Annotated in this window: 11 protein-coding genes and 1 pseudogene; 2 read left to right on the top strand and 10 right to left on the bottom strand. The window is 70.4% G+C overall.

All coding sequences use genetic code 11. The features are described from left to right. The coding region (locus G3573_RS14955) for a hypothetical protein (RefSeq protein ID WP_205598273.1) at positions 1-458 on the top strand (458 nt) is incomplete at its 5' end. A gap of 176 nt (positions 459-634) precedes the next feature. On the opposite strand, the gene pheT is transcribed toward G3573_RS14955, so the two are convergent. The 10 genes from pheT to G3573_RS14905 form a co-directional block, all read right to left on the bottom strand. After that, positions 635-3022, bottom strand: a complete 2388-nt coding sequence (gene pheT, locus G3573_RS14950; RefSeq protein ID WP_163262039.1) for a phenylalanine--tRNA ligase subunit beta — start codon at positions 3020-3022, stop codon at positions 635-637. Between the two features lie 10 nt (positions 3023-3032). Then, complete coding sequence (locus G3573_RS14945; protein ID WP_163262038.1) at positions 3033-3431, bottom strand: hypothetical protein; 399 nt, start codon at positions 3429-3431, stop codon at positions 3033-3035. Beyond that, complete coding sequence (gene pheS / locus G3573_RS14940) at positions 3431-4504, bottom strand: phenylalanine--tRNA ligase subunit alpha (protein ID WP_163262037.1); 1074 nt, start codon at positions 4502-4504, stop codon at positions 3431-3433. The genes G3573_RS14945 and pheS overlap by 1 nt, the downstream gene beginning before the upstream one ends. Positions 4505-4641: 137 nt before the next feature. Beyond that, complete coding sequence (gene rplT / locus G3573_RS14935) at positions 4642-5001, bottom strand: 50S ribosomal protein L20 (RefSeq protein WP_163262036.1); 360 nt, start codon at positions 4999-5001, stop codon at positions 4642-4644. A 24-nt stretch (positions 5002-5025) separates the two neighbouring features. Then, positions 5026-5232 carry a 50S ribosomal protein L35 gene (rpmI, locus tag G3573_RS14930; protein WP_163262035.1) on the bottom strand — a complete coding sequence of 69 codons (207 nt, stop codon included), beginning with the start codon at positions 5230-5232 and terminating at the stop codon, positions 5026-5028. A gap of 424 nt (positions 5233-5656) precedes the next feature. Then, entirely contained in the window at positions 5657-7609 is a 1953-nt protein-coding gene (locus G3573_RS14925; RefSeq protein WP_163262034.1) for a S9 family peptidase, read from the bottom strand. Positions 7610-7696: 87 nt separating this feature from the next. Next, positions 7697-9664 carry a S9 family peptidase gene (locus G3573_RS14920; RefSeq protein WP_163262033.1) on the bottom strand — a complete coding sequence of 656 codons (1968 nt, stop codon included), beginning with the start codon at positions 9662-9664 and terminating at the stop codon, positions 7697-7699. A 95-nt stretch (positions 9665-9759) separates the two neighbouring features. Further along, on the bottom strand, positions 9760-10995 hold the full coding sequence (locus G3573_RS14915) for an MFS transporter (protein ID WP_163262032.1): 1236 nt from the start codon (positions 10993-10995) through the stop codon (positions 9760-9762). Between the two features lie 83 nt (positions 10996-11078). Continuing rightward, positions 11079-11945: an aldo/keto reductase gene (locus G3573_RS14910; protein ID WP_163262031.1), complete on the bottom strand. Its 867-nt coding sequence runs from the start codon at positions 11943-11945 to the stop codon at positions 11079-11081. A 72-nt stretch (positions 11946-12017) separates the two neighbouring features. Beyond that, positions 12018-12806 (bottom strand): MBL fold metallo-hydrolase, encoded by a 789-nt coding sequence (locus G3573_RS14905; protein ID WP_163262030.1) that lies wholly within the window; start codon positions 12804-12806, stop codon positions 12018-12020. Between the two features lie 154 nt (positions 12807-12960). Here G3573_RS14905 and G3573_RS14900 point away from each other — a divergent pair. Further along, positions 12961-13154 (top strand): annotated as a pseudogene (locus G3573_RS14900) (protein imuA); the annotation flags it as partial.

The following is a 13154-nucleotide window of genomic DNA, read 5'->3' as shown; positions in this document are numbered from 1 at the left end:
GCGAGCGGGTGGGCGCGCCGCCCGCCGCGGCCACGCCGGCGGCGACGCCCGCGACTACGCCGGCGACACCCGCGGCCGAGCCCGCCCCGGCCAAGCCCGCCTACGAGGGGACGGAGACGCTCGGCAAGTACGCGATCAAGGTGCAGGCGGTGAACGCCCGCGACGACGGCCGCATCGAGGTGGTGACCCAGCTGACCAACACCAGCCAGGGACCGGTCTACCTGACCTCGGGCGCGCTGATGGTCAGCGTCGAGGACGCCGACGGCCTGTCCCAGCGGACCGGCCAGTTCGTACGCGGTTCCGGCGAGCCGCCGCTGCTGTTCGATTCGACGCCCGTGGTCGCGCTGCAGTCCACCGCGCGCGTGCGCTACCTGTTCCGCTGGCCCAAGGGCGCGCCCTTGCCGGCCAAGGTGACCTTCAGCGACGGCGCGCGGACGGTGGAGTTCACGGGGGGCTGAGGAAACAAGATCTCCCCCCTCCGGGGGGAGCAGCCGCCCGTAAGGGCGGCGTGGGGGGCTCCAGCGGAGTGCTCGGGTTCAGCTGCGCAAACGCCGTCGCGTGGGCGGCCGCCGTCGCGCCAAGCTGGAGCCCCCCACGCCGCTTCGCGGCTTCTCCCCCCAGCGGGGGGAGATATTTAAGCCCGCAGCTTGGCCCCGGCCTTTTCGGCCGCCTGCACGATCTTGGCCGACAGGGCCTCGATCTCGGCGTCGGTCAGGGTCTTGTCACGCGGCTGGATGGCCACCTCGAGCGCCAGCGACTTGAAACCTTCCGGCACGCCCTGGCCCTGGTACAGGTCGAACACCCGCGCCTCGGTGATCAGCGTCTTGTCGACGCCGGCCACCGCCCTCACCAGGTCGCCCGCGGCCTTGTCGGCCGGGACCAGGAAGGCGAAGTCGCGCGACAGCGGCATCAGCGGCGACAGCGACAGGGCCGGCTTGGTCTTGGTGGCCTTGCGCTTGGGCGCGGGCACCGCGTCCAGCACCAGTTCGAAGCCGTAGACCGGCCCGGCCACGTCCAGCTGCTTCAGCACCGCCGGGTGCAGTTCGCCGAACTCGGCCATGACCTGCTTGGGGCCCAGCTGCACGCGGGCCGAGCGGCCCGGGTGCCACCAGGCCGAGGCGGCGCCTTGCGCGATCTGCAGCGAGGCCACCGGCGCGCCCAGTTCTTCCAGCAGGGCGAACAGGTCGCCCTTCAGCTCGAACAGGGCGTCCTGGTCGCGGCCGTCCCAGCGGCGGGGGTTACGCGGCGCGACGATGGCCGTGACCACGGTGCGCTGGTCGTTCGGACCGTCGCCCAGATAGATCGGGCCGACCTCGAACAGGGCGGCGTCGGGGAAGCCGCGCGCGGCGTTGCGGCCGGCGGCTTCGACCAGGTTCGGCAGCACGCTGGGGCGCATGCAGTCCAGGTCGGCGGCGATCGGGTTGGCCAGCACCAGGGCGTCGGCTCCGCCGCCGAACAGGACGGCGGTGTCGCGCTTCAGGAACGACCAGGTGACCGCTTCCGCATAGCCGTTGGCGGCCATGGCGCGGCGGGACATGCGCGCGCGGGCCTGCAGCGGGGTCAGCACGCCCTGCGGTTTGATCGGGGCGTCGGGCAGCGGGGTCGAGGGCAGCTGGCCGTAGCCGGCGATGCGGGCGACTTCCTCGACCAGGTCGGCCGGGCCTTCGACGTCGCGGCGCCAGGACGGGGCCTGCACGCGCACGAGCGCGCCGGCGCCCGAGATCTCGAAGCCGAGCTTGACCAGGATCTCCAGCACGCCCTCGCGCGGCAGCGAGAGCCCCGTGAGCTTGTGGACGTAGTCCGGGTCGAAGTCGAAGGCGGCCGGGCGGGCCGGCGCCTGGCCGGTGACGGCCACTTCCGACGGCTCGCCGCCGCACAGCTCCAGGATCAGGCGGGTGGCCATCTCCAGGCCCGGAACCACGAACTCCGGATCGACGCCGCGGGCGAAGCGGTACTGGGCGTCGGAGTGGATGCCGGTGTCGCGGCCGGTCTGGGCCGTGCGCACCGGATCGAACCAGGCGCTCTCGACGAAGACGTCGGTGGTCTCCTCCGAGCAGCCGGTGGTCTCGCCGCCCATGACGCCGCCCAGGCCGATGGCGCCCGAGGCGTCGGCGATGGCGCACATCTCGGCGCCGATCGCGTACGTCTTGCCGTCCAGCGCCAGGAACTGCTCGCCGTCGCGGCCCAGGCGCGCCTCGACGAAGCCGCCGGACAGCTTGGCCGCGTCATAGACGTGCAGCGGGCGGGCGCGGTCGTAGGACATCAGGTTGGTGACGTCGACCAGCGCGTTGATCGGGCGCAGGCCGATGGCCTTCAGCCGGTCCTGCAGCCACTGCGGCGAGGGGCCGTTCTTCACGCCGCGGATCAGCCGGCCGGCGAACACCGGGCAGGCTTCCGGGGCGGAGATGCGGATCTCGACCGGGCAGGGGAAGGCGCCCGGCACGGCCGGGTTCGGCTGCTCGATCAGCCGGCCCACGCCGGCGGCGGCCAGGTCGCGGGCGATGCCGGCGACGCCCAGCCAGTCGGGGCGGTTGGGGGTGACCTCGAAGTCGATCACCGGCTCGGCGGCGAACACCTGCGCGGCCGGGGTGCCGACGGCCAGGTCGTCCGGCAGCTCCATGATGCCGTCGGACTCGGAGGCGACCTCCAGCTCGGCGGCCGAGCACAGCATGCCGTTGGAGACCACGCCGCGCACCGGCTTCTCGACCAGGGTCACGCCCAGGCCCGGCACGTAGGCGCCGATCGGGGCGTACATGGTGGTCAGGCCCGGACGCGCGTTGGGCGCGCCGCAGACGATCTCCTTGCGGCCGTCCTTGGTGTCGACCTGGCAGACCTGCAGGCGGTCGGCGTTCGGGTGGCGGGCCGCCTCGACGATCTTCGCCACGCTGAACGGGGCCAGCTTCTGGGACGGATCGGAGACGTCCTCGACCTCCAGGCCGGCCATGGTCATGGCTTCGGCCACCTCGTGGATCGAGGCGGAGGTCTCCAGGTGGCTCTTCAGCCAGGAGAGGGTGAACTTCATGATTCTGGTCTCAGAGCTCGTCGGAGTCGTCGTTGGCCGCGTCGCGCTTGCGCCACTCGTTCTCGTCCTCGACCGGGTCGGGCAGGACGGCTTGGAGCTGGCGCGCGCATTCGGCCGGCGGATAGTCGGGGCCGACGTCGATGGCCCAGGAGAGGCTGGTCTTCGGCCCGCCGATGGTGGTCGGCGCGATCGGCGTGAGGATGGTCGGCCAGTCCTCTTCGCGGGCCAGGAAGTTCAGCACGTGGCTGAGCTGCTGGACCACCTGCCAGGCCAGCGGGTGGTCGACGTCGATGTCGAGGCTGACCCACCAGCCGGCGCTGACCGAGCCGCCGCCGCCCAGATAGGCGACGCCCGGGACGCGCTCCAGCAGGTCCTGCATCGGCGCGAAATCGGCTTCGTCGGTGACCATCAGTCCAGTCCGGTGGCGGCGTTCGGGGCGGCGTAGGCGCTGAAGCCGTAGTGCTGCAGCCAGCGGGTGTCCGACGCGAACATGTCGCGCAGGTCCGGCATGCCGTACTTCAGCATGGCCAGGCGGTCGACGCCGAGGCCGAAGGCGAAGCCCTGGAACTCGTTCGGGTCGATGCCGACCTGGCGCAGCACGTTGGGATGGACCATGCCGCAGCCCAGGATCTCCAGCCAGCTGTCGCCCTGGCCGACCTTCACCTCGCCGCCGGAGCGGTCGCAGCGCACGTCCATCTCCGCCGACGGCTCGGTGAAGGGGAAGTGGTGCGGGCGGAAGCGGGTGGCGACCGTGTCGGTCTCGAAGTAGCGGCCGAGGAAGGTCTCCAGCGTCCACTTCAGGTGACCCATGTTGATGTCGCGGTCGATCACCAGGCCTTCGATCTGGTGGAACATCGGGGTGTGGGTCTGGTCGCTGTCGCAGCGGAACACGCGGCCCGGCGCGACGATGCGGATCGGCGGCTTCTGGCTGACCATGGTGCGCACCTGCACCGGGCTGGTGTGGGTGCGCAGCAGCTTGCGCTCGCCCTTCTCATCCGGGTTGAAGAAGAAGGTGTCGTGCATCTCCCGCGCCGGGTGCTTGGGCGGGAAGTTCAGCGCCGTGAAGTTGTGCCAGTCGTCCTCGATGTCCGGCCCTTCGGCGACCTCGAAGCCCATCTGGGCGAAGATCTCCACCAGCTCGTCCATCACCTGCATGGTCGGGTGCACCGAGCCTTTGCGGCGCGGCGCGGCCGGCAGGGTCAGGTCGACGCGCTCGGCGGCCAGCTTGGCGGACAGGGCGGCGTCCTCGAGCGCGGCCTTGCGCGCGCCGATGGCGGTCTGCACGCGGTCGCGCAGGCCGTTGATCAGCGGGCCCTTCTCCTTGCGCTCGTCCGGGCTCATCGCGCCCATGCCCTTCAGCAGGGCCGAGATCGAGCCCTGCTTGCCGAGGGCTGAGACGCGCACCTCCTCCAGGGCGGCGAGGTCGGACGCAGCCGCGACGGCGCCGAGCAGGTCGGATTCGAGAACGGAAAGATCGGTCATGACGGTCGTCTCAAGCGGTCGCGGGCGGTCTTGGCAAGCGATTTCCGGCGGCGGCCGGGCCGCCTGACGCCGGAAACGAAAACGCCCTTCCCGCCGGGGCGGAAAGGGCGCTCTCTGGGTTCGGTTCAGGCCGAAGCTTAGGCCGCGAGCGCCGCGCGGACCTTGTCGGCGATCGCCTTGAAGCCGGCCGGATCGGCGCCGGCCACATCGGCCAGGACCTTACGGTCGATGTCGATGCCGGCGACGTCCAGGCCGTGGATGAACTGGCTGTAGGTGAAGCCTTCCAGGCGGGCGGCGGCGTTGATGCGCTGGATCCACAGGCTGCGGAAGTTGCGCTTCTTGTTCCGACGGTCGCGGTAGGCGTACTGGCCGGCCTTGTCCACCGCGGCCTTGGCCGTGCGGATGGTGTTCTTGCGGCGGCCGTAGAAGCCCTTCGCCTGCTTCAGGACTTTTTTGTGCTTGGCGTGAGAGGTCACGCCCCGTTTAACGCGGGCCATAGTTCGTGCTCCTCGCTGACCTGATTACTTGGCGTACGGCATGTAGGACTTGATGATCCGAGCATCCGCTTCGGACAGCACGGCGGTGCCGCGCTGCTGACGGATGTACTTCGAATTGTGGCTGATCAAGCGGTGACGCTTGCCCGCCACGCCGGCCTTGATCTTGCCCGTCGCGGTCAGCTTGAAGCGCTTCTTGGCGCCCGATTTGGTCTTCAGTTTGTACTTAGACATTTCGCCGCGGACCGAAGTCCGCCCTTCTAGTAGCGTGACGGACCGCCAAGGCATGTCTAGGGCCTGGCGATCCCGGAAAGGGGGGCTTCCTATATGGAAACCGCCCGCGGGGCAAGGGGCCGCCTGGGTCCGCGGTGCGACGGCGACGGCCGCGACGTTGCGATTTGCGGGGCCGAGCCTGGCCGCCGGGTTCGCCGGCAGCTTCTGACCGTCCGGGGAAATCTGGACGTCGCCCAGCACCGGCGACTGGTCCTGGGATGATGCGGCCGCTGCCGCCAGCGCCGACCCGCCGACGCGAGTTGCAGCACGGCGGCCGCAGCGGCGGTCGCGAAAGCTCGTCCGAACATGGCGCCCTGAACAGAAAACCCCGGCCGCGCACCTTGGCGCGACCGGGGCTGTCGGGCAATCGCCGGTAGAACCGGGCTCAGTTCGGCGGGTTGTTCTTCTCGATGAAGGCGATGGCCGTCTGCAGCATCTGGGTCCGGGTCGCGCCCTTGGAGATCCAGTGGTCCTCGCCCTGCAGCTTGACGAACTCGTAGGGCTTGCCGGCCTTCTTCAGCGCGTCAGCCATCAGCTGGGTCTGCTCGATCGGCACCACGGTGTCGTCGGTGCCGTGCAGCAGCAGAATCGGCACGTTCACCTGGTCGACGTGCAGGGCCGGCGAGACGGCGTCGAGGCCGCGGTCGTCGACCTTCGCCGCGCCCATGTTGCGCTTCCAATAGCGGGTGCCTTCCGAGTCCTTGGCGCCGAAGCCCTTCACCCACAGCAGCATCTTGCGGATGTCGGCGACGCCGGCCCCGGCCACCGCGCAGCGGTAGACGCCCGGATCCAGGGTCGGGCCGGCCATGGCCGCGTAGCCGCCGTAGCTCCAGCCCATGATGCAGACCCGCTTGGGATCGACCACGCCTTCGGCGGCCAGGTAGCGCACGCCGTCCGACAGGTCGGTCTGCATCTCCTTGCCCCACTTGCCGTAGCCGGCCTCCAGGAAGGCGCGGCCGAAGCCGTCGGAGCCGCGGAACTGCGGCTGCAGCACGGCGTAGCCGCGCGAGGCGATCGCCTGCGACCACCAGTCGAAGCCCGCGACGTCACGCGCCGCCGGCCCGCCGTGCGGCAGCACGATCAGCGGCAGGCTCTTCGGATCGCGCCCGCGCGGCAGGGTCAGGTAGGCCGGGATCTCCGTCCCGTCTTGGGCCTTGTACTTGATCCACTTAACCTCGTTGACCGCCTCGGCCGGCACGCCCGGATAGGCCGAGCCGACCTTCATCGCCTTGCGGGCCGCGCGGTCGATCAGCAGGTAGGTGCCGGAATCGTCCTTCCCTTCGGTCTTGACCAGGATCTTGGAGAAGTCCGGCGTCCAGCCCTGCGGCGACACCAGCTTGCCCGGGAAGCCGGCCTCGATCGAAGCCCAGGCCTCGGCCAGGGTCGGGTCGGTGAACAGGTATTCGTCGCGCTCTTCGCCGCCGGCGTGGAAGCCGAGCAGCCGGCCGGTTTCGCGGTGGTACACCGGCGAGATGTCGCCGGCGGCCGGAATGCCCAGCTTCTTCTTGGCGCCGTCCTTCAGCGAGAATTCGTAGAGGGTGTCGCGCTCGCCGCTTTCGGGAATGGCGACCAGCACGGTGTCCGGCGCGCGCCCGAAGCCCATCAGGCTGGGCCAGTCGACCGTCTTCTCGCCGCCCTTCCAGACGAACAGCTCGCGATCCTTCACACCGTCGTCGGCCAGCAGCCGCCAGCTGCCCAGCTCGAAGCGGCGTTCCGACTTCGCCGTCACCTTGCCCGCGGCGTCGAGCAGGCCGTCGAAGTTCTTGAGGAAGGGCGTGCCCTTGCCGGTGTCCGGATCGATCTTGAACAGGGTGCTGTTGCCGGTCTGGAACGCGTCGACCAGCATCACCCGCTGGCCGTCGATCTCCCGCACCCAGTAGCTGTTGAACAGGTTCAGGACGCTCTCGTCGCCGGTGCGGCTGGAGCCCACGCCGCTGGCGCTGTCCAGCACGGTGGCGAACTTGCGGGTCGTGACGTTGTAGATCTGGCCGTTGGAGGCCTCGAGCAGGTCGCCGAAGTCCGAGAACTTGTCGGTGGTGACCGACTGGACGATCACCACGTGGGTGTCGTCGAGCCAGCTGATGCTGCGGATCTTGACCGTGCCCAGGTCGACCACGCCCAACGGCTGGCCGGCGACGGTCTGCACGCCCAGGCGGCGCTTGTCACCGACCTGGGCGATATAGGCGATGTTCTGGCCGCCGGGCGAGATCGCCACCTTGTCCAGACCCGGCAGCTGGCCGTAGGCCTCGATCGGCGGCGGCGCGGCCAGGGCCGGCGCGGCGCACGCGAATTGCAGCACGGCGGCCGCGGCGGCGGTCGCGAAAGTTCTTCCGAACATGATGTGGGCCCCCAAGATATAACCCCGGTCGCGCAGTCTGGCGCGGCCGGGGTCCGGAAGCAATCGAGCGGCCCAGCTTTCGCCGAATCAGTTCGCCGGATTGTATTTCTCAAGGAAGGCGATCTGAGCCTGCAGCATGGCCACGCGGGTTTCGCCGCGCGACAGCCAGTGGTCCTCGCCGCCCAGTTCGGTGAACTCGACCGTCTTGCCGGCGGCCTTCATGGCGTCGCGGAAGCGGTAGCTGTGCTGGATCGGAACCACGACGTCGTCCTTGCCGTGGATCAGCTGGACGGGAATGGTCACCCGGTCCACGTGCTTGATCGGGCTGATCGAGGCCCAGCTCTCGCGCGGGCCCATGTAGCGGGTCCAGAAGCGGTTCGATTGGCTGTCGCCCTGGCCTTCCTTCTCCTTCAGGTCGGCCATTTTCCAGTCGATGTCGGCCACGCCCGCCACCGCCGAGGCGCAGCGATAGACGCCGGTGTCCAGGGTCGCGCCGCCCAGCGCCGCCGAGCCGCCGTAGCTGGCCCCGGCGATGCAGACGCGCTTGGGATCGATGACGCCGTCCTTGGCCAGCCAGCGCACGCCGTCCGACAGGTCGGTCTGCATCTTGCGGCCGTACTCGCCATAGCCGGCGGCCATGAACTCGGGGCCGAAGCCGTCCGAGCCGCGGTACTGCGGCTGCAGCACGGCGTAGCCGCGCGAGGCGAGCGCCTGGGCCCACCAGTCGAAGCCGGGATAGTCGCGCGCCGCCGGCCCGCCGTGCGGCAGGACGATCAGCGCCAGGTTCTTGGCCTCGCGGCCGCGCGGCAGGGTCAGGTAGGCCGGGATGTCGAGGCCGTCGGCCGCCTTGTAGTGGACCAGGCGCACCTCGTTGACCGCGTCGCCGGGCACGGCCGGATAGGCGCCGCCGAGCTTGGAGGCCTTACCGGCGGCCAGGTCGACCAGCAGGATGCTGCCGGCGTCGTTCGGGCCCTCGGTCTCGATCACCCATTTCTTGAAGTCCGGGGTCCAGGACTGGATGGAGATGCGGCTGTTCTTGAAGCCGGCCCGGATCGAGGCCCAGGACTTGGCCAGCGCGTCGTCGAGGAACACCACCTCGGTGTCGGCCTCGCCGTGGAACATGAAGCCCAGCAGGCGGCCGGTGCGTCCGTCGTGGAACGGTTCGCCTTCGCCGAGGTCGCCGAACGACAGCTTGGTGCGCGCGCCGGTCGCCAGCGTGACCTCATAGAGGACGTTGGCGGGCTTCTCCGGGACCCACAGCAGCACGGTGCCGGGCTTGCGGCCCGCGCCGAGCAGCGTGGGCGTGTCGATCCGCGCGTCCTGGTCGACGTAGAGCTCTTTCCAGGTGGTCCCGTCGCGGCCCATCAGCCGCCAGCGGCCCTCGTCCTCGTAGTACTCCTCCTTGGCGATGACCTGGCCGGCCTCGTCCAGCACGCCGAAGTTCTCGTTGAACAGGCGCCCTTGCCCGGTCTTCAGGTCGATCTTGAACCAGGCCCCGTTGTATTCCTTGTCGTAGCCGCCCACGAGCACGGTGGGCTGGCCGTCGACCAGGCGGATCTCGGGGTAGGCCAGCACCATGTTGGAGTTGGTGACGTTGCCCTTGACCCGGCTCGCCCCGCCCCCCGACGCGCCCGACGCGGCGCCGTGGTCCAGCAGGGTGACGAAGCTGCGCTTGGCGATGTCGTACGACTGCGCGGTGTAGTGCTCGCCCTTGTTGAAATAGTAGCCGCCGGCCGCGAACGCGACGTTGGTGGTCATCGAGGTGGTGATGAGCACGTGCCCGTCGTCGCCCCAGCGGATGTCGCGCACCTTCTGGTCGCCGAGCCTCACCCCGCCCAGGTCCTGGCCGGCCAGGCTGCGCACGCCCAGCGCGCGCGTGCCGCCCACGGTGGCGATGAAGGCGATCTTCTGACCGTCGGGGGAGATCTCGACCTGCTCCAGCGCCGGCAGGGCGCCGTACGCCTCGATCGGCGGCGGAGCGGCGAGGGCCGGCGCGGCGAATGAAAGCTGCAGCGCGGCGGCGGTCGCGGCCGTCGCCAGAAGACGTCTGATCATGGAACTACCCCCTGCGCCGCTACAAAAACCGGCGTTTCGGGATAGATGCCGCGAGCTTTGCTGGAAGGCAATCCTTCCGCAACTTTAACGATAGGTCAGGCCGCCGCGCGGGCCTCCTGCTCGCGGCGGAACGCGCCGCCGGCGTTCAGCGCCATGAACATGGCCGGCACGGTCAGGGCCGCGCCCAGCCAGAACGGGGCGTGCGAGCCGAAGGCGGAGAACAGCGCCCCGGCCACGATCGGGCCGCTCATCCGCGCGGCCGAGCCGGCGGCCATGTTCAGGCCCAGCATGGCCCCCTGGCGGTCCGGCGGGGACGAGCGCGAGATCAGGGCCGAAATCGAGGGCATGGCCAGGGCCTGGCCGAACACGCCGAAGCCGGTCAGCACCGGCACCATCCACGGCGTGTGGTGCTGGGTCTGCAGGAACAGGGTCAGGCCGAACAGGCCCATGCCGAAGGCCAGCACCCGCGCCTCGCCGAACCGGCGGGCCAGCCGTCCGGTGAGCAGGGCCTGGGTGATGGCGGAGACCACGCCGACCACCCCGAAGATCATGCCGACCTCGCGCGGGCCCCACTGGAAGCCCGCCTGGGCCCACAGGCCGAAGGTCGATTCCATGCCGGCGAAGGCGGCCATGTAGGTGAAGGTGACCAGCAGCACGCGCGAGATCACCGGATTGGCGCGGGCCTCGTGCAGGCCGGCCAGGAAGCGCTGACGCGGGGCGGCCGGATCGGCCTTGGCGCGGCTCTCCTTCACGAACAGCAGCACCCCCGCGGCCGCCGCCGCTGACAGGGCCGCGGCCGCGAACAGCGGCAGGCGGAAGCCGAGGTGGCCGGCTTCCGGCTGGGCCAGCAGGCCCCCGACGGTCGGGCCGACCACGAAGCCCAGGCCGAAGGCCGCGCCCAGCAGGCCCATGCGTCCGGCCCGCTCGGCCGGCGGGGTGACGTCGGCGACATAGCCCTGGATGGTCGAGATGTTGCCGGCGCCCAGGCCCGTGAACAGCCGGATGCCGATCGCCGCCCAGATGTTCGGCGCGAAGGCCAGGGCGACATAGCCCAGCACGTTGGCGAAGGTGGTGACCATCAGCACCGGCTTGCGCCCGATCCGGTCCGACAGCCGGCCCCAGAACGGCTCGGCGAAGAACTGGCCGACCGAATAGGCCGAGAACATTAGCGTCACCTGCCAGGCCGGCGCGTGCAGGCTCTCGGCGAAGAACGGCAGCAACGGCACCGCCAGGCCGAACCCGATCAGGTTCAGGCAGACGACGGCGTACAGGACGATCAGGGCCGGTCCGAGCGGGGTGCGGACGGCGGGGGAGTCGGCGCGCGGGTTCATCGCGCGCCGCTATAGGCCATTTCCGGCGCTGCGGCGACGGTCCCGCCGCCGCAGGGGCGGGGCGAGGGTCAGAGCGCCCAAATTCAGAGAGCTTGCGCCGCCTCGTCCAGCCGGCGGAACTCCTCATCGGTCAGCTCGACCGCGGCGCCGGCGACGTTCTCCTCCAGGTGCTTGACCTTGCCGGTGCCGGGGATGGGCAGCATGACCGGGCTGCGCTCCAGCACCCAGGCCAGCGCGATCTGGCTGGCGCTCGCGCCGTGGTCGGCGGCCACCGCGGCGGCCACGCCGCCGGGCTTGGCGAGGTCGCCGGCGGCTAGCGGGAACCAGGGGATGAAGCCGATGTCCTGCGCCTCGCAGTGGTCCAGCACGTCTTCGGAGCCGCGGTCGACCAGGTTGTAGCGGTTCTGCACGGTGGCGACCGGGAACACCTTGCGGGCCGCCTCGATCTCGTCGACCGAGACCTCGCTTAAGCCGGCGTGACGGATCAGGCCTTCCTTGATCATGTCGGCGATGACCCCGAACTGGTCCTCGCGCGGGACCTTCGGGTCGATCCGGTGCAACTGCCACAGGTCGATGCGCTCGACCTTCAGCCGGCGCAGGCTGTCGTGCACGCACTGGCGCAGGTATTCCGGCCGGCCGTCGGGGTTCCAGACGTCGGGGCCCGGGCGCAGCAGGCCGCCCTTGGTGGCGATCAGCAGGCCGTCATAGGGATGCAGCGCCTCGGCGATCAGCTCCTCGCTGACGTGGGGGCCGTAGCTGTCGGCCGTGTCGATGAAGTTCACGCCGAGCTCGGGCACGCGCTTCAGCACTCGGATCGCCTCGGCCCGGTCCTCGGGCTGTCCCCAGATGCCGCGCCCGGTCACCCGCATGGCCCCGAAGCCCAGCCGCACGACCTCGATGTCGCCGCCGATCTTGAAGCGGCCGGAAAGGGTGGCGTCGGGCTGGCTCATGACGGTCTCCTGAACTCTTTGATTAGAGCGCGACGGCTGCTGAAACCGGCGTCCACTTTCAGCTATCGCGCTCTAGTTCGCGGACCCTAACCCCGTAATCGGCGGCGCGGCGTCAGCGGGGCGCAAAATTCCCTCCGCTTCGGCTGAGCGGATCATCTCCTCGTAGGCGTCGGCCAGGGCGTCGAGCGCCGCCGCCCCGTCGCCGGCGAAGGACGAGCCGTGCATCAGCGCCAGCGTGGTCGGCTTCAGCCGGGCCAGACGGCGCAGGGTCGGGACCGTCGCCACGCCCAGGCTGGTGGCCTTGAACAGCGCCTCCGCCGCCATGGCCGGCTCGATGACGTCGCTTTCGGTCAGGGCCGGGCCCCGGCCGACGTGGGTGAAGAGGTCGCCGCAGAGCAGGGTCCCGGTGGTCTCCTCGAACAGCAGGCCGGCCTCCCAGCCGTGCGGCACGTGCGGGGTGTCCATGTAGCGGACCCGCTTGCCGCCCAGGTCCACGACCTCGCCGTCGGCCAGTTGGCGCGGCGGTCGGTCGGCCAAGTCGCTCAGTGACACCATGCAGGCGGTCGCGCCATGCGCCACCTCGGCCGAAGGGGCGGCCCCCAGCCACTGGTTCATCGAGCCGCACTCGTCGGCCTCGACGTGGCCGAAGGTGATCCAGCGCAGCCGCTCGACCGGCGTGACCTTCGCCACGGCGGCGGAGACGGCCGGGAACAGGCCGCGGTGCCCGCAGTGGAACAGCAGGGGTTCCTCCGCCGCGATCAGGAACTGGTTGAAGGTGAAGCCGGCCGGGCCGCCGACCTCGGGCATGAAGGTCGAGATTCGGTAGATCCCGTCGGCGATCTCGGCGAGGTCAGTGTCCATGGCGCGCCTCCGCAGGGTTCGGCGCAGGGACGGTCGCGGCCGCCGGCAGGTTCCCGCGCGCGGGGCGGCGGGGAATTTCGTCGCAAATTGAGTCGGTTGACTCCGGCGCGCCGACATAGAACAAAATAAGAACATCAAGCGTTATGAAGAGGCCATGACCTCCGCCCCCCGTCTGGCGGCCCTGCGCGCGCGCGTGGCCGCCCTGGAAAGCTCCGGATCCGCTCTGGGCGTGCTGCCGTTCGGCGACGCGCGGGTGGACGGCTGCCTGGCGGGCGGCGGCCTGCCGCTGGGCCGCTGGCACGAGCTGGGCGGCGAGGGGATGGAGGCGGAGACCGCAGCGGCCCCCGC

The organism is Caulobacter sp. 17J65-9 (assembly GCF_010975005.1).
GTDB lineage: Bacteria > Pseudomonadota > Alphaproteobacteria > Caulobacterales > Caulobacteraceae > 17J80-11.
Note: the sequence above shows the minus strand (reverse complement) of the source record. Positions and strands in the feature narration are given on the sequence as shown.